The sequence below is a fragment of the Faecalibacterium sp. AF27-11BH genome (genome assembly GCF_003603005.1).
Taxonomy (GTDB): domain Bacteria; phylum Bacillota; class Clostridia; order Oscillospirales; family Ruminococcaceae; genus Faecalibacterium; species Faecalibacterium taiwanense.
Genome location: NZ_QVGS01000001.1, coordinates 375306 through 400339 on the forward strand (window position 1 = coordinate 375306; position 25034 = coordinate 400339).

The 25034-nt window shown below is 56.7% G+C and carries 19 protein-coding genes; 17 read left to right on the plus strand and 2 right to left on the minus strand.

What is annotated here, in order from left to right; all coding sequences use genetic code 11:
- Positions 1-138 precede the first annotated feature (138 nt).
- From DWY76_RS01725 to glmS, 3 genes are all read left to right on the plus strand, one after another.
- The gene (locus tag DWY76_RS01725) at positions 139-1008 is read left to right on the plus strand and encodes a DUF5685 family protein (protein ID WP_044953440.1); all 870 of its coding nucleotides are present in this window, start codon (positions 139-141) and stop codon (positions 1006-1008) included.
- Complete coding sequence (locus DWY76_RS01730) at positions 1005-1562, plus strand: hypothetical protein (RefSeq protein WP_005940152.1); 558 nt, start codon at positions 1005-1007, stop codon at positions 1560-1562. The genes DWY76_RS01725 and DWY76_RS01730 overlap by 4 nt, the downstream gene beginning before the upstream one ends.
- A 301-nt stretch (positions 1563-1863) precedes the next feature.
- Complete coding sequence (glmS, locus tag DWY76_RS01735) at positions 1864-3684, plus strand: glutamine--fructose-6-phosphate transaminase (isomerizing) (protein ID WP_044953441.1); 1821 nt, start codon at positions 1864-1866, stop codon at positions 3682-3684.
- A 368-nt stretch (positions 3685-4052) separates the two neighbouring features.
- On the opposite strand, the gene DWY76_RS01740 is transcribed toward glmS, so the two are convergent.
- Together DWY76_RS01740 and DWY76_RS01745 are read right to left on the minus strand one after the other, a co-directional pair.
- Positions 4053-5318, minus strand: a complete 1266-nt coding sequence (locus DWY76_RS01740; RefSeq protein ID WP_165852547.1) for an AI-2E family transporter — start codon at positions 5316-5318, stop codon at positions 4053-4055.
- Between the two features lie 48 nt (positions 5319-5366).
- Positions 5367-6713 (minus strand): butyryl-CoA:acetate CoA-transferase, encoded by a 1347-nt coding sequence (locus DWY76_RS01745; protein WP_097774826.1) that lies wholly within the window; start codon positions 6711-6713, stop codon positions 5367-5369.
- A 513-nt stretch (positions 6714-7226) separates the two neighbouring features.
- On the opposite strand from DWY76_RS01745, the gene coaD reads away from it, so the two are divergent.
- The 14 genes from coaD to DWY76_RS01810 all read left to right on the plus strand — a co-directional run bounded on the left by coaD (position 7227) and on the right by DWY76_RS01810 (position 24924).
- Positions 7227-7733 (plus strand): pantetheine-phosphate adenylyltransferase, encoded by a 507-nt coding sequence (gene coaD / locus DWY76_RS01750; RefSeq protein ID WP_044953444.1) that lies wholly within the window; start codon positions 7227-7229, stop codon positions 7731-7733.
- 79 nt (positions 7734-7812) lie between these two features.
- On the plus strand, positions 7813-9030 hold the full coding sequence (locus tag DWY76_RS01755; RefSeq protein WP_097774827.1) for an acetyl-CoA C-acetyltransferase: 1218 nt from the start codon (positions 7813-7815) through the stop codon (positions 9028-9030).
- Between the two features lie 122 nt (positions 9031-9152).
- Positions 9153-9938 carry an enoyl-CoA hydratase-related protein gene (locus tag DWY76_RS01760; RefSeq protein ID WP_097774828.1) on the plus strand — a complete coding sequence of 262 codons (786 nt, stop codon included), beginning with the start codon at positions 9153-9155 and terminating at the stop codon, positions 9936-9938.
- Between the two features lie 42 nt (positions 9939-9980).
- Complete coding sequence (locus tag DWY76_RS01765; protein WP_005940172.1) at positions 9981-10853, plus strand: 3-hydroxyacyl-CoA dehydrogenase NAD-binding domain-containing protein; 873 nt, start codon at positions 9981-9983, stop codon at positions 10851-10853.
- Positions 10854-10957: 104 nt separating this feature from the next.
- On the plus strand, positions 10958-12133 hold the full coding sequence (locus tag DWY76_RS01770; RefSeq protein WP_005940174.1) for an acyl-CoA dehydrogenase family protein: 1176 nt from the start codon (positions 10958-10960) through the stop codon (positions 12131-12133).
- A gap of 17 nt (positions 12134-12150) precedes the next feature.
- On the plus strand, positions 12151-12945 hold the full coding sequence (gene acrB, locus DWY76_RS01775) for an acryloyl-CoA reductase electron transfer subunit gamma (RefSeq protein ID WP_005940175.1): 795 nt from the start codon (positions 12151-12153) through the stop codon (positions 12943-12945).
- Positions 12946-12966: 21 nt separating this feature from the next.
- On the plus strand, positions 12967-14061 hold the full coding sequence (acrA, locus tag DWY76_RS01780) for an acryloyl-CoA reductase electron transfer subunit beta (RefSeq protein ID WP_097774831.1): 1095 nt from the start codon (positions 12967-12969) through the stop codon (positions 14059-14061).
- Positions 14062-14677: 616 nt separating this feature from the next.
- Positions 14678-15616 (plus strand): CAP domain-containing protein, encoded by a 939-nt coding sequence (locus DWY76_RS01785; RefSeq protein WP_120079517.1) that lies wholly within the window; start codon positions 14678-14680, stop codon positions 15614-15616.
- A 201-nt stretch (positions 15617-15817) separates the two neighbouring features.
- Positions 15818-16438 (plus strand): YigZ family protein, encoded by a 621-nt coding sequence (locus DWY76_RS01790; protein ID WP_120019711.1) that lies wholly within the window; start codon positions 15818-15820, stop codon positions 16436-16438.
- A gap of 168 nt (positions 16439-16606) precedes the next feature.
- Positions 16607-17605 carry a deoxyguanosinetriphosphate triphosphohydrolase gene (locus DWY76_RS01795; RefSeq protein WP_097778128.1) on the plus strand — a complete coding sequence of 333 codons (999 nt, stop codon included), beginning with the start codon at positions 16607-16609 and terminating at the stop codon, positions 17603-17605.
- A 25-nt stretch (positions 17606-17630) separates the two neighbouring features.
- Positions 17631-19406, plus strand: a complete 1776-nt coding sequence (gene dnaG, locus DWY76_RS01800) for a DNA primase (RefSeq protein ID WP_005940187.1) — start codon at positions 17631-17633, stop codon at positions 19404-19406.
- Positions 19407-19456: 50 nt separating this feature from the next.
- Positions 19457-20536 carry an RNA polymerase sigma factor RpoD gene (gene rpoD / locus DWY76_RS01805; protein WP_120079519.1) on the plus strand — a complete coding sequence of 360 codons (1080 nt, stop codon included), beginning with the start codon at positions 19457-19459 and terminating at the stop codon, positions 20534-20536.
- 275 nt (positions 20537-20811) lie between these two features.
- A complete protein-coding gene (locus DWY76_RS13905; protein ID WP_165852548.1) occupies positions 20812-21030 on the plus strand; it encodes a hypothetical protein in 219 nt (72 codons plus the stop codon).
- A gap of 51 nt (positions 21031-21081) precedes the next feature.
- Complete coding sequence (locus DWY76_RS01810) at positions 21082-24924, plus strand: DNA-directed RNA polymerase subunit beta (protein WP_120079521.1); 3843 nt, start codon at positions 21082-21084, stop codon at positions 24922-24924.
- Positions 24925-25034 lie beyond the last annotated feature (110 nt).

Here is a 25034-nt window from a genome sequence, read left to right on the forward strand (position 1 = left end):
TACGCTGTGTTCCGTGCCATGTGCGGCAAAGATGAGACAAATTCATGCTCTTTTTACAAAGGATGGTTGAACCCGGGCTGAAAATGGATTATACTTACCTTATTATTCTGCGGTTCTTCCGAGGAGGAAAAGGTGCGTATGAAGGGTAGGATGCGGCCATATCTGCCGGAGCTCACCATCCGGGATTACAATATCTACCTGCGCTATCTGCGCGGGGTGCGACGTCAGCTGTACGAGGCGTACGGATTATATTCCTGCCATCTGCTGCGGAGCAACGGCGTGCTGTTTGCCATCCTTTCGGACAGTCTGGCCGGGCGGCAGGCCACTTGCCAGCGCAAGCGGGTCCCGGGCACACTGGCCTGGCGCAGGCTCATGTGCCAGACCCAGGGCATCCGGCTGGCCGCACAGGTGGAGGTGCTGCTGGGCTGGCACAACCTGCAGGACCGCAAATACAGCGAGCTGCGGCCGCTCAAGCGCCTGCGCCGTGCGGTGGACCGTCTGCTGCTGCGCCGCGCCTATGAGCGTGCCGTGCAGGAGAACCCGGCGCTGGAACGGCTGTTCGTGCAGGAGCGGGATCAGGCCGTGGTGCAGATGAATCTGAGCGCCAAGAACTACTCTCTTGCCGCTGAACCCATGAGCAACATTTACGGTGCACTGTATTCCACCCTTGCCACCGACGACCCCAGCCAGCGCAAGAGCATGCGCTACATCGGCAGCAGCATCGGCCGCATTTTTTACCTGCTGGATAAGGCTGAGCGCTTTGAGATGGACAAGAGCAGCGGCCGCTACAACGTGTTCGTAGTCAACGACCTGCGGGGACAGGCTGCGGCGGTGGAGAATGCCCGCCGTCAGGCACTGGCTGCCGCCAACGATCTGATCCGCGTATACAGTATGCTGGACATCAAATTGAACCGCGGCCTGCTGGATAACATCATGCTGCTTGGTCTGCACCATGCGGTGGAACCGCTGGAAGCCGGTGCTGAGCGCGAAAACTGGGAGATCCCATGAAACAAAACCATCAAAAAAGCTGGGCCATGGCTTACTGCGGCATTGTGGCGGCGCTGTGCGTCGCACTGATGCTGCTGGGAGCTGTGATCCCCATTGCCATGTTCATTGCGCCTGCAGTGGCGGGCTTTCTTGTTGCAACAGTCTGCGTGGAGTGCGGGATGCAGCTGGCTTTGACGGCCTATGCGGCAGTCAGCCTGCTGGCACTGCTGTTCGTGCCGGATAAGGAAGTAGCGCTGATCTTTGTATTTTTGCTGGGGTATTACCCGCTGGCAAAGCCGAAGTTTGAGCGCATCCGCCCTGCGGTTCTGCGCATTGTCTGCAAGCTGCTGCTGTGCAACGGCACAGTGCTGGCCATGTACGGGCTGGTATTTCTGCTGGTGCCGGCGGGCAGCATTTCGCAGGAGCTGCGCACCACCGCGCTGGCTGTCTCGCTGGCAACGCTGGTCATGGGCAATGTTGCCTTTGTGCTGTACGACCGGGCATTGCATAACATGCTCATGATGTACCGGCTGGTCTGGCGGCCGAAACTTCATAAAACTTTGGGCTGGCGCTGAGCCAGCCTTTGTGCTATAATGGGGCATCAGAAAGGGGAGAGCGCAGCACACAGGTAACGCAAAGCGCCGGGCCACGCGGGTGACAGCCGCGAGGGTGACGAGGAGAGGAATCATCGAAAGATTCGGCGGATGTTTCTCCGGCTGAGGGCTAGACCAGCCGCAGAGAAGGGCAAAAAACGGCAGCAATACCGCAACAGATCCCTTCAAAGAAAGCCATACAAGAACATAAACTGTACTAGGAAGCTGACTGGATATCACTGCGCCTTTTTGCGCGGGAACGGTCGGTATGGAGGTATTTTGTATGTGTGGCATTGTTGGTTATGTCGGTAAGCGCAGTGCGCAGGACGTGCTGCTGGATGGTCTGGAAAAGCTGGAGTATCGCGGGTACGACTCCGCCGGTGTGGCGCTTGCGCTGGACGGCGGCATCCGCGTGGTAAAAAGCAAAGGACGGCTCACCGCCCTGCGGGAAAAGCTGGCGGCGCAGCAGCTGGCACAAAGCTTCTGCGGCATCGGCCACACCCGCTGGGCCACCCATGGCGAGCCCAGCGATGTGAACAGCCACCCGCATTCGACCCCGCGTGTGAGCATTGTGCACAATGGCATCATTGAAAATTACGGCCTGCTCAAGGAGCGCTTGGCCGCAAAAGGCTATACCTTCCAGAGTGAGACGGACACCGAAGTGCTGGTAAAGTTGATCGACAGCTGCTATACCGGTGACCCGCTGCGTGCATTGCAGCAGGCGCTTGCCAAGGTGCGCGGCAGCTATGCGCTGGCCGTGCTGTTCCGGGATTACCCGGACACCATTTTTGCAGTCAAGCGGGAAAGCCCGCTGATCGTCGGCTGGGGCGAGGGCGAAAACTTTGTGGCTTCGGATATTCCGGCACTGCTCAAGTATACCCGGAAATACAGCGTGCTGGAAGAAGGGGATATGGCCGTCTGCACCACAGAGGGCATCCGCTTCTACAACGAATTTGGTGAGCCGGTGGAGCGCCAGCAGCTGACGGTGGACTGGGATATGGAAGCTGCCGAAAAGGGCGGCTATCCCCACTTTATGCTCAAGGAGATCAACGAGCAGCCTGCGGCCATTATGGCCACGGTCAGCCCCCGTGTAGAGGACGGACTGCCGGTGCTGCGCATCCCGGAGCTGACCGATGAAGTGCTGCGCGGTATTGGCCGGGTGCATCTGGTGGGCTGCGGTACGGCTATGCATGCCGGTATGGTGGGCAAATCTGCCATCGAAACGTTGGCCCGTGTGCCCGCCGAGGTGGACATTGCCAGCGAGTTCCGTTACCGGGACCCCATTCTGGAAAAGAACGATCTGGTCATCATCATCAGCCAGTCCGGCGAGACCAGCGACACGTTGGCAGCGCTCAAGCTGGCCAAGAGCCGCGGCGTGCCGGTGCTGGCCATCGTGAATGTGGTTGGCAGCTCCATTGCACGTGCCGCAGATTATGTAATGTACACCTACGCCGGGCCGGAGATCGCGGTAGCATCCACCAAGGCGTATATGGTGCAGATGTGCGTGCTGTATCTGTTTGCACTGCGGCTGGCCTACGCGCGCGGACGGCTGAGCGAGGCAGAGACCCGCCGCTTTACGGCCCAGCTGCTGCGCGCACCGGAGGTCATCAAGCCGCGCCTTGCAGATTGTGAGCAGATCAAGTACCTTGCCAGCCGCTATGTGAACACCCAGAGCTGCTTCTTCATTGGACGCGGGTTCGACTATGCGCTCTCGCTGGAGGGCAGCCTGAAACTCAAGGAGATCAGCTATGTGCACTCGGATGCCTATGCAGCCGGTGAACTGAAACATGGTACCATCAGCCTGATCACCGATGGCGTGCCGGTGATCGCACTGGCCACCCAGAAACAGGTGTACGAAAAGACCATTTCCAATGCCAAGGAGACCCGCAGCCGCGGAGCAAGGGTGCTGCTGTTTACCACAAAGGATGCTGTGGTGCCGGAAGGCGTGGCAGATGCCGTGATCCGGCTGGATGAGTATGAGGACATTCTGATGCCGCTGCAGCTCATTGTGCCGCTGCAGCTGTTTGCCTATTATATGGCTGTTCTGCGCGGCTGTGACGTGGATAAGCCGCGTAATCTGGCCAAGAGCGTGACCGTGGAGTGATGGCATAAAACGCAGCCAGAAAGCCCTGCACGAAACAGAAATAAAAAAACAGGACCTGCGCTGAATCACTGAAGTGCATTCTGTCAAGTAGAAAAAAATAATATAAGGTTTTTGTTCGCCGTTTCCACAAGGAGACGGCGAATTTTTTGTGCAAAATCGGTATCAGGCAGCTCGGTTCATGGCACCGACATGAGCCTGCATCGGAATCTGGATGAACAGACGGTGCTGGCAACGGCGGCTGTTGCAGCAGTCAATCGTGAAGAGTGAGCGCTCTTTCTTGACATGAAAATACCCCCAGAGTACGCAGAGTTTTTGTCTCTGTTTACTCTAGGGGTAGCGTATCACATGGAATGCCGGGGCATTGTGATTTATAGATTATTTGTTTCGGCAGGAGGTGCTTCCGATGCAGACGTTTCTACCGGAACATCGTCCTCCGGGTCACCGAAGCTGTCGTGGTAAGTCTGCAGCAGGTCGATCTCCTTGTTGTGCTTCAGGCCGTGGATGACCAGCTTTTTGATCACATCATAGATGACTGCAAACAGCGGCACACCCACGATCATGCCCACAAAACCCCACAGACCGCCGAACAGCAGGATGGCGAACAGTACCCAGAAACTGGAAAGACCGGTGGTGTTGCCCAGGATCTTGGGGCCGATCACGTTTCCGTCCAGCTGCTGCAGCACCAGAACGAACAGGACGAACCACAGCGCCTTGATGGGGTTCTGAATGAGGATCAGCAGGGTGGCGGGCACGGCACCGATGAACGGGCCGAAGAAGGGGATCACATTGGTCACGCCGATGATCACGGAAACCAGAAGGGCACTGGGGAACTTGAAGATCAGGCAGCCGATATAGCACAGCACGCCGATGATGGCGGAATCCATGATCTTGCCGTTGATGAAGCCGCCGAACATCTTATCGGCGTACTTCACTTCTTCCTTGATCAGCTCTGCCCAGCGGGGCTTGAAGATGCTGTAGAGCACCAGCTTGGCCTGCTGTACAAAGCGCTTGCGGCTGGCCAGCATATACACGGCCACGATGATGCCGATGATCAGGTTCTTGGCCATGGTCACTACGTTCAGCACACCCACTGCGGCACCGCTGACGATGTTCTGCATGGAGGGCAGGAGCCGGGTCTTGATCAGATCGTCGATATTGGTGCTGATAGTGGCATAAGCAGAGTTGAGCATGTCCATGATCTGCTGGTTGTTCTCAATGAACTCCACATGATTCGCCCACTGCACGAACTTTGCAAGGTTGCGCTGCGCAGTGTAGTACAGGGTGGTCACGCTGGTAATGAGCTGCGGAATGATCATCATGCACAAAGCGTAGATGAGGAGCAGGCCGAACAGGATGGTCAGCGTAACGGACAGCACATTGACCAGACCATGCATCTTTTCCGGGATGAACCGGCGCAGAAAGCTCTCGATGGTGTTGCATACAGGTTTGAGCAGGTAGGCGATGACGGCACCGTAGATGAATGGCATCAGAATGCCGGTCAGCGTGGAGATGGCATCACCAAAACCATCGAAGCGGTAGATCAGGAAAAAGAAGATGATGCTCAGGGAGATCGCTCCAAATCCTGCCAACATCCCGTAGAGATAGGGCTTGATGTGCGGCTTTTTGTCCATCATGATAGACTCCATTTCAGCCGCGGACAGCAGGAATCCCCGCGGCACTTATCAGATTTTGTTGCTCCTGCGCCAGATGTGCATTTTTTCGGCTTCCTTGATCAGGTCTTCACGGAAGTCGGGATGTGCTACGCTGATCAGAGCTTCAGCCTTTTCCCAGGTGGTCAGGCCCTTCAGGTTCACGCAGCCGTACTCGGTGCACAGGTAGTGGATGTTGGCACGGGTATCGGTGACGATGCTGCCGTTTTCCAGAGTGGGACGGATGCGGCTCTCCAGCTGGCCGGTCTTCTTATTAAAGAAGGTAGAGGACAGGCAGATAAAGCTCTTGCCGCCCTTGGAAAGGTATGCGCCCAGAACGAAGTCCAGCTGACCGCCGGCACCGGAGATGTGCTTGAGGCCTGCAGTCTCGGCGTTCACCTGACCGAACAGGTCGATGTCCACAGCGTTGTTGATGGAAATAAAGTTATCCAGTGCGGAGATGCTGCGGATATCGTTGGTGTAGTCCACGGGTGCAGACATGCACTCCGGATTATCGTTCAGGTAATCGTACATTTTCTGGGTGCCGGCACCGAAGGCGTAGACCTGACGGCCCTTGTCCAGCTGCTTGCATGCACCGGTGATCTTGCCGGCCTTGGCGATATCCACAAAGGCATCCACATACATTTCGGTGTGCACGCCCAGATCCTTCAAATCGCTCTGTGCGATCAGGCTGCCGATGGCATTGGGCATACCGCCGATGCCCAGCTGCAGGCAGGCACCGTTGGGGATCTGCGGAACGATCAGGTTGGCAACCTTCAGATCCACTTCGGTAGCAGCACCGGGAGCGGCCATCTGGCCGATGGGCGGGTTCTCGCCTTCCACGATGCCGGTGACCTGAGAAATGTGGATGCAGTTCTCCATGCCGCCAAGGCAGCGGGGCATGTTCTTGTTGACCTCAACGATGATCTTCTTGGCTTTTTCGCACACAGCACCCAGATGAGATGCACTGGGGCCGAAGTTGAAGTAGCCGTGCTCGTCCATGGGGGTCACCTGGAACACCGCCACATCCAGCGGATCCGGGCTTTCGCGGTAGTAGCGGGGCAGCTCGGAATAACGGATGGGGGAGTAGAAGGAGAAGCCCTGTGCAATGGCCTTGCGCTCAATGCCGCCCATATGCCAGCTGTTCCATGTCATGTGTGCAGCGGGATCGTCGATCTGGAAGATCGCGGGCACCCACATCAGGATGCCGCCGCGGAAGTTGACACCTTCCAGCTCAGGCAGACGCTTTGCAATCTCGGCATCCACCGCCACAGGGGTGTTCACAGCCCAGCCGTAATCCACCCAGTCACCGCTTTTGACCAGTGCGGCAGCCTGAGCGGCGGTCATTTTCTTCTGAGCATACAGTTCCGTAAAATCCATTATAAACCATCCTCTCCTATAATAACATAAAGGAATTGTAAATTTATCATTTACTCTTCCTGCACGGACAAATCTTTGCAGGATGTTTACCACCTGTTGGCAATTTGAACACAGCTCTGACACAGGCGGATGATATCCTGATAACCAGCAGAAGGCAGCTGTCGGACAGGGCAGCAGATCTGCACAACTTAGTTATAACATTAACAATGTGTAGAATCAATAGTTTATCGAGAAAATTTTGACCGACTGGCAATATGGACAAAATTCGCGGAGTTTTTGGACGATTGTTTGGTGCTGAAAAACCAAAATCTTTGCAAAAGGACTTGATAAAATTTTGACGATATGGTTTACTTATAGCGTAGCAAGCAGCTGCGATGCAGCATGACATTGATTGTTTAAATTTTAACGATAAAACGTACAGCTTGCACAAAAATCTTGCACCCAAGACTGGAAAGTGCTATCATGGCAGAACCAAAACGCGCTTTTCACAGCGCTCAAGGAGGACACCAGACGATGGCAACAGCAGTTTATCCCGGTTCGTTCGATCCGGTCACAAAAGGGCATCTCGATATCATCAAGCGCGCAGCAAAGATTAACGATCATCTGATCGTGGCGGTGCTCAACAACAGCGCAAAGAATCCGCTGTTCACCGTGGAGGAACGCGTGGAGCTTCTAAAGGAGTGCTGCAAAGGCATCCAGAATGTTTCGGTGGAGAGCTTCGACGGCCTGACCGTGGAGTTCGCCAAGAAACGGCACGCTTCGGTGATGGTGCGGGGCCTGCGGGCGGTGACGGATTTTGAAAACGAGATCCAGCTTGCGCAGACCAATCACGCACTGATGCCCGGCATCGAGACCATGTTTCTGGCAACGAGCATCAAGTGGAGCTACCTTTCTTCCACCATTGTAAAAGAGGCAGCTTACTACGGCAGCGACATCGGTAAGTTCGTCACACCCAATGTGGAAAAGGCGGTCAACGAAAAGTATGCGCTGATCCGGCAGAAAAAAGACCCCGAGACCTAATTTGTAAAAGCGCTTACGGGCGTTTTGATAAAAATGGCTTACGAAAAGTAACACATACACAATTCAGGAGGCTATTCACATGAAAAAGATCGTTATCGCATCTGCATGCCGTACCGCTATTGGCAAGTTCGGCGGCACTCTGGCAAACGTTCCCGCAGTTGAGCTGGGCTCCATCGTCATCAAGGAAGCTCTGAACCGTGCAAACGTCGCTCCCGAGCAGGTCGATCATGTCTACATGGGCTGCGTCATTCAGGCCGGTCTGGGCCAGAACGTCGCTCGTCAGGCTGCTCTGAAGGCTGGCCTGCCCATCGAGACCCCGGCTGTCACTGTCAACGTGGTGTGCGGCTCCGGTCTGAACTGCGTCAATATGGCTGCTCAGATGATCGAGGCTGGCGATGCTGATATCGTGGTCGCAGGCGGCATGGAGAACATGGACATGGCTCCCTTCGCACTGCAGAAGGCTCGTTACGGCTACCGCATGGGCGCTCCTATGGGCAAGAGCGAGATCGTGGATACCATGGTCAACGATGCTCTGTGGGATGCCTGCGGCTTCAACAAGCACATGGGCATGACCGCTGAGAACGTCTGCACCAACGAGACCTATCAGAAGAAGTACGGCTACAGCCCCATCACCCGTGAGATGCTGGACGAGTTCTCATACAACAGCCAGCTGAAGGCTGACAAGGCCATCAAGGACGGCGCTTTCAAGGACGAGATCGTTCCCGTTGTGATCAAGGGCAAGAAGGGCGACACCGTGTTCGATACTGATGAAGGCCCCCGTCTGAGCGCTCCTGAAGTGCTGGCAAAGCTGAAGCCCGCTTTCACCAAGGACGGCATCGTGACCGCCGGCAACTCTTCCGCCATCAATGACGGCGCTGCTGCTCTGGTCATCATGAGCGAGGAGAAGGCTAAGGAGCTGGGCGTGAAGCCTCTGGCTACCTGGGTCGCAGGTGCTTTGGCTGGCGTTGAGCCGGAAGTCATGGGTCTGGGCCCCATCGCTGCTACCAAGAAGGTCATGGCTAAGACCGGCATGAGCGTTGCTGACATGGATCTGATCGAGGCCAACGAGGCATTTGCTGCTCAGTCTGTGGCTGTCAGCCAGGCTCTGAACTTTGATATGAGCAAGGTGAACGTCAACGGCGGCGCAATTGCTCTGGGCCACCCGGTCGGCGCTTCCGGCGCTCGTATCCTGGTCACCCTGCTGTATGCTATGAAGCATCGCGGTGCTCACAAGGGTCTGGCTACCCTGTGCATCGGCGGCGGCATGGGCTGCGCTACCATCGTTGAGATGGACTAAGTTCCACCTCTTGGAATCCTGACTGAATGACAGACCCGGACGGGGAAGGGAACCGGAGAGCCTTTCCTCCGTCCGGGGGCTGTTTGTGATAATTGATAAGATTTGAATAGGAGGTTTTCACAATGGCATTTGTAAAAACCGAGGTGCAGGGTGCAGTTGAGATCATTACCATCGACCGCCCCAAGGCACTGAATGCCCTGAATCCCGAAGTTCTGGCAGACCTGAAGGCAGCTTTTGAGGCTGTGGATCAGGAGACTGTCCGCTGCATCGTTCTGACCGGCGAAGGCGACAAGAGCTTCGTGGCAGGTGCAGATATCGGTTCCATGAGCACCATGACCAAGGCAGAGGGCGAGGCCTTCGGCAAGCTGGGCAATGATGTGTTCCTGATGATCGAGAGCTTCCCCATCCCCGTTATTGCAGCCGTGAACGGCTTTGCACTGGGCGGCGGCAACGAGCTGGCTATGAGCTGCGACATCCGCATCTGCTCTGACAACGCTGTGTTCGGCCAGCCGGAAGTGGGTCTGGGCATCACCCCGGGCTTCGGCGGCACCCAGCGTCTGGCACGTCTGGTCGGCATGGGTATGGCAAAGCAGCTGGTCTACTCTGCACTGAACATCAAGGCGGACGAGGCTCTGCGCATTGGTCTGGTGAACGCTGTGTATCCTCAGGCTGAACTGATGGAGAACGTGCTGAAGCTGGCCGGCAAGATCGCAAAGAATGCACCCATCGCTGTACGCAACTGCAAGAAGGCAATCAACGGCGGCATCAGCCTGCCCATCGAGAAGGCTGTTGAGGTCGAGGAAAAGCTGTTCGGCAGCTGCTTCGAGACCCACGACCAGAAGGAAGGCATGGCCTGCTTCCTGAGCCGTGAGAAGCCGAAGCCCAAGGCAGTGTTCACCAACAACTAATCCATTACTACATAATTTTTGATATTAAAGGAGAGGTTTCCTATGAAGATCGGTGTTATCGGCGCTGGCACCATGGGCCAGGGCATCGCAAAGGCATTTGCACAGGTTGAGGGCAACACCGTTGCTCTGTGCGACATCAAGCAGGAGTGGGCCGAGAATGGTCTGGCAAAGATCAAGAAGGGCTACGAGAAGCTGGTTGCCAAGGGAAAGATGACGCAGGAAAAGGCAGACGCTATCGTTGCTGCCATCACCCCGGGCCTGAAGGAAGACCTGTGCGCTGACTGCGATCTGGTCGTTGAGGCTGCTTTTGAGGATATGAAGGTCAAGCAGACCACCTTCGGCGAACTGGATAAGATCTGCAAGCCCGAGTGCATCTTCGCTTCCAACACTTCTTCTCTGTCCATCACCGAGATTGGCAAGGGCGTTAGCCGTCCGCTGGTCGGCATGCACTTCTTTAACCCCGCAGACCGCATGAAGCTGATCGAGGTCATCGCAGGCTGCAACACTCCCGCTGAGACCGTTGAGAAGATCAAGGAGATCTCTGTTGCCATCGGCAAGCAGCCGGTTCAGGTCAATGAGGCTGCAGGCTTCGTCGTCAACCGCATCCTGATCCCCATGATCAACGAAGCTGCTTTCATCAAGATGGAAGGCGTTTCCGATATCGCCGGCATCGACACCGCTATGAAGCTGGGTGCCAACCACCCCATGGGTCCCCTGGAGCTGGGCGACTTCATCGGCCTGGATATCTGCCTGGCCATCATGGATGTGCTGTACAAGGAGACCGGCGACAGCAAGTATCGTGCCTGCCCGCTGATCCGTAAGATGGTCCGTGGCGGCAACCTGGGCTGCAAGAGCGGCAAGGGCTTCTACGTTTACAACGCAGACCGCACCAAGACCCCTGTTGACCAGCTGTAAATTCTGATAAACGTTTCTCCCGACCGTGGAAACGCGGCCGGGAGGAATTTGTTTGCACCGGGCAATTCCGGTAAATGAAAAAGACCCGTTAGGAGGATATAGCGATGGATTTTACTCTGTCCAAGCAGCAGCAGATGGTACAGAAAATGTACCGCGAGTTTGCTGAGAACGAAGTCAAGCCCCTGGCAAAGAAGGTTGATGCGGAAGAGTACTTCCCCAAAGAGACCGTCGAAAAGATGGGCAAGCTCGGCATGATGGGCATTTATTTCCCGACTGAGGTCGGCGGTGCAGGCGGCGATGTGCTGTCCTACGTCATGGCAGTGGAAGAGCTGAGCAAGGTCTGCGGCACCACCGGTGTCATCGTCTCTGCTCACACCAGCCTGTGTGCTGCTCCTATTTATGAAAATGGTACTCCCGAGCAGAAGGCAAAGTATCTGCCCAAGCTGTGCAGCGGTGAGTGGCTGGGTGCTTTCGGCCTGACTGAGCCGGGTGCCGGCACCGATGCACAGGGTCAGCAGACCTTTGCAAAGCAGGACCCCGAGACCGGTGATTGGATTCTGAACGGTTCCAAGATCTTCATCACCAACGCCGGCTACGCAAACGTCTTTATCGTTATTGCTGTCACCGATATCGTGCCCGACAAGAAGGGCCGTCCCACCAAGCAGTGCTCCGCCTTTATCGTGGAGCGCACCGACCCGGGCTTCTCCGTCGGTAAGGCTGAGGACAAGATGGGCATCCGCGGTTCTTCCACCTGCGAGCTGATCTTTGAGGACTGCCGCATCCCTGCTGACCGTATGCTGGGTGTGCGTGGCCGCGGCTTCCAGCTGGCTATGGCTACTCTGGACGGCGGCCGTATCGGTATCGCATCTCAGGCTCTGGGCATTGCCGAGGGCGCTCTGGAAGAGACCGTTGCTTACGTCAAGGAGCGCAAGCAGTTCGGCCGCAGCATTTCCGCATTCCAGAACACCCAGTTCGAGCTGGCTGAGATGAAGGCACGCGTTGAGGCTGCAAAGTATCTGGTCTACGCTGCTGCTCTGAAGAAGCAGGAAGCAATGGACGGCAAGAAGGTTCGTTACAGCGTCGAGGCTGCTCAGGCAAAGCTGATCGCAGCCCGCACCGCAAGCGATGTGACCCGCCGCTGCCTGCAGCTGTTCGGCGGTTACGGCTACACCCGTGACTATCCCATCGAGCGCATGATGCGTGATGCCAAGATCACTGAGATCTACGAGGGCACCAGCGAAGTGCAGATGATGGTCATTTCCGGCGCGCTGCTGAAGTAAGGGAGGCAAGAGTTACAATGAAAGCAATTGTTTGTGTAAAGCAGGTTCCTGATACCTCCGGCAAGGTGTCCGTCAAGCCCGATGGCACTCTGGACCGTGCTTCGATGGCTACCATCACCAACCCTGATGACCTGAACGCTCTGGAGGCTGCTCTGAAGCTCAAGGACGCTACCGGCTGCGAAGTCGTTGTTGTTACCATGGGTCCCCCGCCGGCAGAAGGCATGCTGCGTGAGCTGCTGGCCCGCGGCGCTGATAAGGCTGTTCTGGTCTCCGGCCGTGAGTTCGGCGGCTCCGATACCTTTGCAACCAGCCAGATCCTGGCTGCTGCTGTCAACAAGATCGGCGTTGGCCCCGAGGACGTTGTGTTCTGCGGCCGTCAGGCAATCGATGGCGATACCGCACAGGTCGGCCCGCAGATCGCTGAAAAGCTGCATCTGCCTCAGGTCACCTACGTGGCAGACATCCAGAAGGATGGCAACACTCTGACCGTGAAGCGTATGCTGGAAGACGGCTACATGATGGTCAAGGTGCAGACTCCCTGCCTGCTGACCTGCATCAAGGAGCTGAACCAGCCCCGTTACATGAGCGTGAACGGCATCTTCACCTGCTACGACAAGCCGATGGAAGTGTTTGATTACAACGCACTGAAGGACGATCCGCTGATCGAGGTTGATACCATCGGTCTGAAGGGTTCTCCGACGAACGTCTTTAAGTCCTTCACTCCTCCGCAGAAGGGCGCAGGCACCATGCTGAAGGGCGACGATACTGCCGCACAGCTGGCTGGTATCCTGGCCAAGAAGCACCTGATCTGATGAAAGGAGCATAGGATTACAATGGCTGATTTTAACGAATACAAGGGCGTATGGGTCTTCTGCGAGCAGCGCCAGGGCGCATTGATGCCCACTGATTTCGAGCTGGTGAGCGAGGCCCGCAAGCTGGCTGATGAGCTGGGCTGCGAGGTCACCGGTCTGCTGCTGGGCGACAACGTGGAAGGCATTGCCAAGGAGCTGGGCGGCTATGGTGCCGATAAGGTCATGGTCTGCGACAGCCCCCTGCTGAAGGATTACACCACCGATGCATACGCTAAGGTCGTGTGCGACATGGTCAACGAGTACAAGCCCGAAGTCCTGCTGATCGGTGCAACCAACATCGGCCGCGATCTGGGCCCCCGCTGCGCAGCTCGTCTGCACACCGGCCTGACCGCTGATGCTACCCATCTGGACATCGACACTGCAAAGTACATCGATTTCCTGAAGGAGAGCTCCACCATCGACCTGTCCAAGCAGAAGTTCGATATGGAAGACCGCAACCTGAAGATGACCCGTCCTGCATTCGGCGGCCATCTGATGGCTACCATCATCTGCCCCCGCTTCCGTCCGCAGATGTCCACCGTCCGCCCCGGCGTTATGAAGAAGGCTCCCTTCGATCAGGCCAAGGCTGATGCCTGCCAGATCGTGAAGCCCGCATTCGCTCTGGCTGCTGAGGACATCAAGACCGAGGTCCTGAGCGTTGAGAAGGCCGCTGAGAAGCTGGTCGATCTGATCGGCGCAGACGTGATCGTCTCTGTCGGCCGCGGCATCAGCAAGGATGTCCAGAAGGGCATTGAGCTGGCTGAGCAGCTGGCAGCTGCTCTGGGCGGCGGCGTTGTGGGTGCTTCCCGTGCCGTCACCGATGCAGGCTGGATGACTGCTGACCATCAGGTTGGCCAGACCGGCAAGACCGTGCACCCCAAGATCTATGTTGCTCTGGGCATTTCCGGCGCTATCCAGCACACTGCTGGTATGCAGGACTCCGAGTGCATCATCGCTGTCAACAAGAACGAGGGTGCTCCCATCTTCGGCGTGGCTGACTACGGCATCGTGGGCGATCTGTTCAAGGTCGTGCCCGAGCTGATCAAGCAGATCGAGGCAGCAAAGGCTGCTCAGTGATCGACTGACGCGAGATCTTTTTATAGCATAGCCTGAATTGTGGGAGGGCGGCTCTTCGGAGCCGCTCTTCTTTTTATGTAAGGAATACGGCACAGCACAGATGGCCCTGAAAAGGCTGCCTGTGCTGTTTTTTGTTGCAGAAAGTACAGCCAAAGGCCGGCTGCAGCCCAGAAAAGGGCTGCGGGATGGGAGGAGAGTGGAACGGAAAAGCGCACACAAAAGTCTGTTACACTTTGAAATATGCATATAAGCGAATAAACATACGGAAAAATGCATGAAAAGCGCTGCAGAAAAGGTGTAGAAAAATAAAATGCAACACGTTAAGTGTGACGAAACAATCCTGAAAACGGTGAAGCGCAACACAGACGTAACAAATTTACGGTATCTTGGATGAACCTGTTGCGCTTGTGAAACGTTTTCGGAACGGGAAATTTTGATTTTTTTGCATTTTCTCTCAAAAAATCGACAGAAACCCCTTGACGATGAGATGCTATTGTGATACTCTTGTTGCACAATAGCAACGCAATTGAAACGGAAGAGTTGCAAATGTGTTGCAATACGCATTCACATGAATGCAAAAAAGCTTTTATATACAAAAGCTTGCGGAGGATGTCTTATGAAACTCGAGATGCGCACCCTGAAGAATATCGCAGCAGCAGCTATGACTCTGGCTGTGGTTTTTGGTGCTGCATCTCTCAAGCCCGTTACTGCAAACGCAGCTGAGGCTTCGGTTTCTGCCTCCATCGAAGAAGAAAATTCCTACATCAGCTTTCAGGACGAAGCTTATCAGAACGAGTTCCTGCGCCGCGTAAACAACGAGCGCGCAAAGGCTGGCCTGAAGCCCGTTCAGCTGGGCGACAGCAACCACAATAGTGCCGCTCAGGAGCGCGCTAAGGAACTGGCCTCTTCTTATTCCTACGTTCGTCCCAATGGCCAGCGCGATTTTACCATCTTCGCAGAGAATGGCATCGAAGATGTGTCGATTGGCGAGGACTACATGGCGGGCGTTTCCACCCCCGATGCAGCGGTAGATCAGTGGATGAACATTGATTTTACCCGTGAGCGCATCCTGAACGCAGACGCGACCACCATGAGCGTGGGCCACTATGAAGGCGGTGTTTACAACAACTACTGGGTGCTGATCTTCTCTTGCCCCGAAAACTCTTACGCCAGCAACTACCGTCAGGAAGTTCTGAATCTGGTCAATGCCGAGCGTGCAAAGTACGGCCTGCAGCCCCTGGTCATGGGCGATGCAAAGCTCACCGCAGCTGCTCAGCAGCGCGCCGAAGAGATCGCAACCGTCAATTCTCACGTTCGTCCCAATGGTACCAAGTGGTACACTGTTCTCAGCGAGTACGGCGTGACGGATGCCGCTGCTGGCGAGAATGCCGCATGGGGCAGTGTTTCTCCTGAAGAAGTTGTGAATGCCTGGATGAACTCCGAAGGCCATCGCGCAAACATTCTGGATCCCGAAGCTCGTGCAATGGGTGTTGGCTACTACTACAACAGCTCCAGCACTTGGGGCCATCAGTGGATCCAGCTCTTTACCAAGTAATCATCGTAATCATATGCTTTCTTCAGAAAAATCGGCTGGGCCGCAGGGCTCAGCCGATTTTTTGCTGCGCTTTTTTCTGGCAGAGAACATGCGGGCAGCGGTACCGGGAGCTGGCCTTGACACAAAAACGTATGCGGCAGTGGTTGCACAACGGACGATTTATGTTATACTTGATTTGAATAACATGCAGGAGGAACCACAGTGGAGGATTACCGCACCATCCATGGCACGGCCACAGGAGAATACGAAGAAAAGAAGAGCCGCTTCATTGCGGCGCTGTCATTTGCGGACAGCGAGGAAGCTGCCGTTGCATTTCTGGAACAGGTGCGTGCGGCCAACCGCACCGCCCGTCACAATGTGTATGCCTACCGCCTGCGGGAAGGCAACCGGGAACGCTATTCAGATGATGGTGAACCGGCCAAGACGGCGGGCACACCAGCACTGGAGGTGCTGCAACACAGCGGCCTGACGGATCTGATCGTGGTGGTGACCCGTTACTTTGGCGGTGTGCTGCTGGGCACCGGCGGCTTGGTGCGTGCATACACCACGGCTACGGCCCGTGCACTGGAAAATGCCGAGGTGGTCACGGTGCGCAGCGTGGTGGAGCTGAGCGTGACGGTGGATTACTCCCTTTATGAGCGTGCATCGCTGCTGATCGATGCGGCGGGAGCAAAACAGGCCGCGCCGCAGTTCACGGATCGCGTGACCCTGTGCTGGCAGATGCCGGAACACACCGAAGGCCCGCTGCTGGAACAGCTGCGGGAGCTGACGCGCGGCAGCGCACAGGTGACGGTATCCGACCCGTTCTACGCACCGTTCTGAACCCAGCAGCGGCAAAAATAAAAAAGCAAGCATTATTTTGCGAACCGACAGGCTTTTTCCCCCTTCGACAAAGCGGGTGTGCTACAATTGCCGCAGACGCAGCAATTGGGATCGGCTGTGCCGAAACAGAGAGGGGGGAATGGCGACAAAAAGGGAGGGCGACTTTGTATGGATGTACGTCAGCGCACAGAAGAGATCGAACATATGACCTTCGCGCCGTGGGCTACCTTCAGCGACCAGAGCCGCGGCCGCATGCTGCCGGAAGAGCAGGACCCGATCCGGCCGGTGTTCCAGCGTGACCGTGACCGGGTGCTGCACTGCAAGGCGTTCCGACGGCTCAAACAAAAGACGCAGGTGTTCCTCTCGCCGGAGGGAGACCTGTACCGCACCCGACTGACCCACACGCTGGAGGTCTCGCAGATCGCGCGGACCATTGCCCGCGCCCTGCGGCTGAACGAAGATCTGACCGAAGCGATCAGCCTTGCCCATGATCTGGGCCACACGCCGTTTGGCCATGCCGGGGAGCGCGCGCTGAATGAGCTGTGCCCGGACGGCTTCAAGCACTACATGCAGAGCCTGCGTGTGGTGGACAAGCTGGAAAAGGACGGCCGGGGCCTGAACCTGACGTGGGAGGTGCGCAACGGCATCGTGACCCACACAAAGGGCACCTGGGCGGCAACGCCGGAAGGGCGCATCGTGCGCATGGCGGATCAGATCGCCTATGTGAACCATGACATTGAGGACGCGGTGCGCGCCGGTGTGCTGGACCCAGCCACCCTGCCGAAAGAATGCACCGCCGTGCTGGGCCAGACAAAATCTGCCCGCATCACCACCATGATCAACAGTATTCTTGCCAACAGCGATGGGGATGTGAAGGTGGGCGCAGAGGAAAACGAAGCCTTCCTTGCGCTGCGGGATTTCATGTACGCCACCGTGTACGTGGACAAGACCGCCAAGCGGGAAGAGCAGAAGGTGGACAAGGTGATCGGGGAACTGTACGATTATTACCTGAACCATGTGGACCGGATGTCCAATTTTTACATCCAGCTGGCTTATCAGGAGGGCAGAGAACGTGCAGTGACTGATTACATCAGTGGCATGAGCGATGAATTTGCCATCCGCACTTTTGAGGAATTGTTTGTGCCCCGGAAGTGGCATGTCCTATAAATCCGAAAGGTCGTTTGAAAGATCCATGATCCCACACGAATACATTGAAGAACTGACCCGCCGCACCGACATTGTGGAGCTGGTGGGCAGCTATGTGCAGCTCAAGCGCAAGGGACGTTTGTATGGCGGCCTGTGCCCCTTCCACAGCGAAAAAACGCCCTCATTCTACGTCTACCCGGACACCCAGAGCTTTTACTGCTTTGGCTGCGGCGCAGGCGGCGATGCCATTACCTTTACGAAAAAGATCAACAGCATCGATTACCCGGAGGCCGTTAAGCTGCTGGCAGCGCGGGCCGGTATGCCGGAGCCGCAGGAGGACGACAAAACAGGCCGGATGCGCAGCCGCATCCTCTCCATGAACAAGGAGGCGGCACGGTTTTTCCACGCCTGCCTGAACTCCACCGTGGAGGAAGCCCGGCAGGCCCGTGCCTACTGGCGGCGGCGCGGTCTGGACGACAAGACTATCGTCCGGTTCGGGCTGGGCTATGCGCCCAACGACGGACAGGCGCTGTATCAGTTCCTGCGCGATAAGGGCTACAATCAGCAGGAGCTGGATGCCAGCGGCCTGTTCAAGCGCAGTGCGTCCGGCCGCATCTACTGCCTGTTCTGGAAGCGGGTGATGACCCCCATCTTTGACCTGCGCGGCAACATCATTGCGTTTGGTGGGCGCGTGCTGGACGATTCCAAACCGAAATATGTCAACAGCCCGGAAACGCTGGTGTACCACAAATCAGAGACGGTGTTTGCGCTGCAGATCGCAAAGCGCAGCGCGGTGCGCCGGTTCGTGCTGTGCGAGGGCTACATGGACGTGATCAGTATGCATCAGGCAGGCATCGACACAGCAGTGTGCGCCTGCGGCACGGCCCTGACCCCGGAGCAGGTGCGGCTCATCAGCGAGTATGCTGACGAGGTGATCCTGAGCTACGATTCGGACGAAGCAGGCCAGAAGGCCACGCTGCGCTCGCTGGAACTGTTCCGCAACAGCCCGGTAAAGGTGGGTGTGCTGCAGATCCCCGGTGCAAAGGACCCGGACGAGTACATCAAAAAGTATGGCGCAGAGCGGTTCAAGGCTCTGCTGGATGGTGTGGGCAATGCACTGGACTTCCGGCTGGGCCGTCTGCGCAGCCAGTACGATCTGGCACAGGATGCCCAGCGGCTGGAATACGTGAAGGAAGCTGTGAATATGCTGGCAGAGCGCTCCAACCCTACCGAGCAGGAAGTGTATGCGGGGCGTCTGGCTGAGGAGACCAACATCTCCAAAACAGCTATCATGACCCAGCTGGAGACCGCCGTGAAGAGGGCGGGCAGCAAGCACCGCTGGGAGAAAAAGCAGCAGGCGCTCAAGTCCGGTGAGATGAATCAGATCAACGTGCCGTACAGTGCGGGCGGCAGTCAGGCGCTGGGCATTGCCAGCGCACAGCAGCGGCTGCTGGCGGCCATGCTGCGGGAGCCGCACTATATCGATCTGGTGCAGGGGCAGCTGACCGCAGAACAGTTCGTGTTGCCGCAGCAGAAGGAGCTGTTTGAAGCCATGCTGCGCTGCCGACAGGAGGGCATTGAGATCAGCCTGACCACGCTGCGCGCTTTTGTAAGCGAAGAAGCGCTGAATGAACTGAGCCATCTTGCGGCACAATACAGCGATGTGAATTGTACGCCGGATGATATCCGGCTGTATCTGGACCGCATTGCCCGGGGGATGCCCATGGCAGGCAAGGCGGCGCATATGTCCAATGAGGAACTGAGTGATTACCTCCAGTCGATGCGCGAAAAGAAGCAGGGAAATGTGCCTGTAGAAGAATGATCCCCCGCTTTCCCCTCCGGCTGGAGCAGGAGAGGAAAGGAGCAGGAACCATGCAGAAATTGTCGCAAACGGAGGAATTGGCCAGAACACTGGCCGCGCGGGCACGCCACCATGCCCTGACACCGGAGCAGATCAGCCGTGCCATGGACGAACAGGATTACGATGTGGCGCAGCTGGATGAGCTGTATACGGCACTGGAGGACCGCGGCGTGCACCTGACCGAAGAGGAAGCGGACCTGCCTGCGTTGGATGAAACGCAGATCGGCAGGCTGGAACATGAGCTTTCGGCAGAGGGGGTGGCGCTGGACGACCCGGTAAAGGCCTATTTGAAGGAGATCGGCCGGGTGCCGCTGCTGACAGCAGAACAGGAAACGGAGCTTGCCCGTGCCGCGCAGGCCGGGGACGAGGATGCCCGGCGGAAGCTCAGCGAAGCGAACCTGCGGCTGGTGGTGTCGGTGGCAAAGCGCTATGCAGGGCGGGGCCTGCCGTTTCTGGATCTTATTCAGGAAGGCAATCTCGGTCTGATGAAGGCGGCGGAAAAGTTTGAACCGGAGCGCGGCTTCAAATTTTCCACCTATGCCACGTGGTGGATCCGTCAGTCCATCACCCGCGCCATTGCGGATCAGGGGAGGACCATCCGCATCCCGGTGCACCTTGTGGAGAGCATCAACCGGGTCAAAAAGACGACGGGTGACCTGCTGCGGAAAAATGGCCGGGAGCCTACCGCGGAAGAGATCGCTGTTCAGCTGGACATGGAGCCGGACCGTGTGCGGGAATTGCTGCAGCTGGCGCAGGACCCCATCAGCTTGGAAACGCCGGTGGGCGAGGAAGAGGATGCCCACCTTGAAGATTTTATTCAGGACGAGGATGCAGGTGTCCCGGTGGATGAAGCCGGGCGGCAGCTGCTGCGGCGGGAACTGTTCAGCGTGCTCAAAAGCCTGACACCGAGGGAAGAGCGGGTGATCGCACTGCGCTTCGGGCTGGAGGATGGCCGGGCACACACGCTGGAAGAGCTGGGTAAAGAGTTTAATGTAACCCGGGAGCGGGTGCGGCAGATCGAAGCCAAGGCCCTGCGCAAGCTGCGGCATCCCAGCCGTGCAAAGCGTCTGCGGGATTATCTGGATGAGTGAACGATTATAATTGCCGCCGCTTGCGCTCTGGCAATATTAGAGGAAACATTATTTTTATATTTGCAGCTCAGAAAAGCCTGCGAGCTTTTCTGAGCTGCTTTTTCACAAAAAAGGGCCGCAAGGGAAAACGGGCATATCCGACTGTAAAAGTAATACGACAAAACACAAGGGCAAAGATAGACAAATTGCACAAGGGGATTATGAACAGGAACGTGCAAAATAAAAAAATCAAGCCCTAAAACAGCAAAATACAACACGCTGCCGGGCGTACGAAAATGAAAGAAAAAATAAATTTGTTTTGGCAAAAATCTGAAAAATGGCTTGACAGCAAGGCTTTTAGGGTGTATACTGCATTAGTATCACATAATGGACTAGTGCGCCAAAAAGGGGAATACGCAGGCGGCGGCTGGACGGGTCAAACCGAAAAGTTTGTGAAAAACGCCGAAAGGTTCCCTTCGACGCGGGTCGAATTATGTGTGTCTGCTCAAATTTGACCCGTGTATACGACATCCCGTAGAGTATAAAAGTAAGGAGTGGTTGATTTTATGATGAAAGTCAAGCCCGTAAAGCTCGGCAAAACCGAGCGCATGAGCTTCTCCCACATCGACGAAGTCATCAGTATGCCGAACCTGATCGAGGTCCAGAAGAACTCTTATCAGTGGTTCCTGGACGAGGGCCTGAAAGAGGTCTTCCACGATATCGGCACCATTGAGGACTACACCGGCAATCTGGCACTGAGCTTTGTGGACTTCCGCCTGGATAAGGAGCCGAAGTACAGCATCAAGGAGTGCAAGGAGCGCGACGTGACCTATGCAGCACCCCTGCGCGTCACCGCCCGTCTGCTGAACAAGGAGACCGGCGAAGTGAAGGATCAGGAGATCTTCATGGGCGATTTCCCGCTGATGACCGATGCCGGCACCTTTGTGATCAACGGTGCAGAGCGTGCTATCGTCAGCCAGCTGGTGCGTTCTCCCGGCGTGTTCTACGGCGATGCCAAGGATAAGGTGGGCAACGACCTGTACAGCGCCACCATGAACCCCAACCGCGGTGCATGGCTGGAGTACGAGACTGATGCTTCCGATGTGTTCTATGTCCGTATCGATAAGAACCGCAAGCTGCCTGTCACCGTGCTGTGCCGTGCACTGGGCCTGTCCACCAACGAGGACATCCTGAACTTCTTTGGCGACGATGAGCGCATCCTCGCTACTCTGGAAAAGGATACCACCAAGAATCAGGAAGAGGGCCTGCTGGAAGTCTACCGCAAGCTGCGCCCCGGCGAGCCTCCCACGGTGGAGTCTGCTACCAGCCAGATCAACATGCTGTTCTTCGACCCGCGCCGTTACGATCTGTCTCGTTTCGGCCGTTATAAGATGAACAAGAAGCTGTCTCTGGCACGCCGCATCACCGGTCAGGTGGCTGCTGAGAATGTGGTCGCTCCGCTGACCGGCGAGATCCTGATCGAGGCTGGTGCCAAGATCACCCGCGAGCTGGCTGAGAAGGCTGACAATGCCGGTGTGAATCTGGTCGTGCTGAAGCTCGACGATCCCATGAAGGAAGAGAGCCGGAAGGTCAAGGTCATCACCAACGGCTGTGTGGATGCACAGGGCTTCTTCTCCTTCGACGTGAAGGAGTGCGGCATCAACGAGCGCTGCTCCTTTGATGAGATCAAGAAGATCCTCGACACCACCTCTGATGTGGAAGAACAGAAGGAGATGCTGCGCCGCAACCACGACCAGCTGATCGGCCGCACCGTTACGGTCGCCGATATTCTGGCTTCCATCAACTACCTGAACGGTCTGGGCCACAATATTGGCACCACCGATGATATCGACCATCTGGGCAACCGCCGCATCCGCAGCGTGGGCGAGCTGCTGCAGAACCAGTTCCGCATCGGCTTCTCCCGCATGGAGCGCGTCATCCGTGAGCGCATGACCCTGCAGAGCCAGGATCAGAGCGTCATCACCCCGCAGGCCCTCATCAACATCCGTCCGGTGGTGGCAGCCATCAAGGAGTTCTTCGGTTCTTCTCCGCTGTCCCAGTTCATGGATCAGAACAACCCGCTGGCTGAGCTGACCCACAAGCGCCGTCTGTCTGCTCTGGGCCCCGGCGGTCTGAGCCGTGACCGCGCAGGTTTCGAGGTCCGCGACGTTCACTACAGCCACTACGGCCGTATGTGCCCCATCGAGACTCCTGAAGGCCCCAACATCGGTCTGATCTCCTATCTGGCATCTTACGCCAAGATCAACGAGTACGGCTTCGTGGAAGCTCCGTACCGCAAGGTCAAGAAGATCTATGACGAGAACGGCAACCTGAAGGAACAGGTCGTCACCGACGAGGTCGAGTATATGACCGCTGATGTCGAGGACGAGTACGTTGTGGCACAGGCCAACGAGCCGCTGGATGAGGGCAAGCACTTCATCCGTCCCCGCGTTTCTGCCCGCCGCCGCGACGAGATCCTTGAAATTGATGCAGAGAAAGTCGATTACATGGACGTTTCTCCGCGAATGATGGTCTCTGTTGCTACCGCCTGCATCCCCTTCCTGGAGAACGATGACTGTAACCGTGCTCTGATGGGTTCCAACATGCAGCGTCAGGCAGTGCCTCTGATGGTCACCCAGCAGCCCATCGTTGCTACCGGTATGGAGTACAAGGCTGCTACCGACTCCGGCACCGCTGTTCTGGCAAAGAATGACGGTATCGTTGAGAAGATGGATGCCGACCATGTTGTTGTGCGCAACAACAAGGGCGAGCTGGAGGATTATCCTCTGGTCAAGTTCGCACGCTCCAACGCAGGCACCTGCATCAACCAGCGTCCCATCGTGGAGGTCGGCGAGAGCGTCAAGGCCGGTCAGGTGCTGGCCGACGGCCCTGCAATGCGCAACGGCGAAATTTCTCTGGGTAAGAACGCTCTGATCGGCTTCATGACCTGGGAAGGCTACAACTACGAGGATGCCGTTCTGCTGAACGAGAAGATCGTGCGCGAGGACGTGTACACCTCCATTCATATTGAAGAGTACGAGACCGAGAGCCGCGACACCAAGCTGGGACCCGAAGAGATCACCCGTGATATCCCCAACGTTTCTGAGGATGCACTGAAGGATCTGGACGAGCGCGGCATCATCCGCATCGGTGCCGAGGTCAAGAGCGGCGACATTCTGGTCGGTAAGGTCACCCCGAAGGGCGAGACCGAGCTGACCGCTGAAGAGCGCCTGCTGCGCGCCATCTTCGGCGAGAAGGCACGCGAAGTGCGTGATACTTCTCTGCGCGTGCCCCATGGTGCATACGGCATCATTGTGGATGTCAAGGTGTTCACCCCGGAGAACAGCGACGAACTGCAGCCCGGCGTGCGCGAGGTCGTCCGCTGCTATATTGCCCAGAAGCGCAAGATCAGCGTTGGCGATAAGATGGCAGGCCGTCACGGCAACAAGGGTGTCGTTTCCCGCATTCTGCCGCAGGAGGACATGCCCTACCTGCCCGACGGCACCCCGCTGGACATCGTGCTGAACCCTCTGGGCGTGCCTTCCCGTATGAACATCGGTCAGGTGCTGGAAGTCAACCTGGGCTACGCTGCTAAGGCATGCGGCATCAAGGTCATGACTCCCGTCTTCGACTCTGCTCGTGAGAACGACATCGGCGATACCTTTGATACCGCCCGCGAGATGTGGCATGGCGAGAATGCTCCTGCATATCCCACGAAGCTCCCCAAGATCATGGGTGAGAAGGGACACATCATCGACTTCTCCAAGATCGAGCTGGACCGCGATGGCAAGACCACCGTTTACGATGGCCGCACCGGCGAAAAGTTCGATAACCGCGTTACCGTCGGTTATATGTACTACCTGAAGCTGCATCACCTGGTCGATGATAAGATCCATGCACGTTCTACCGGCCCCTACTCTCTGGTCACTCAGCAGCCTCTGGGCGGCAAGGCCCAGTTCGGCGGCCAGCGCTTTGGCGAAATGGAAGTCTGGGCACTGGAAGCTTACGGCGCTGCTTACACTCTGCAGGAGATCCTGACCGTCAAGTCCGACGACGTGGAGGGCCGTGTGAAGACCTACGAGGCCATCGTTAAGGGTGAGCCGATCCCGCAGCCCGGCATCCCCGAGTCCTTCCGCGTTATGCTGAAGGAACTGCAGTCTCTGGGTCTGGACGTTGTTGTTCAGGACAAGGACGGCAACGAGATCGACATGCGTCAGAACTTCGACGACGAAGAGACCGGCTTTGATATGCGCGATGTTGCCGGCACTGAGAACGTCGTGCAGGAGAGCGAACTGCTCAACGATTATAATATTAAGGATGCCGATGCCGGTTTCGATGATCCTTCTGTGCTGGAGGACAATAACTCCGGTGCCGAAGCTCCCGCTTCTTCTGACGAAGTAGATTTCTGATCAGACAAAGAACACAAGCCTCAAGCCCCCTGTTCCGCGTGCTGCGGCAGGGGAGAGGGGCCTGTGGCCTGAACAAGAAAGCCGCCTGTATCATCGAGACAACTAGAGAT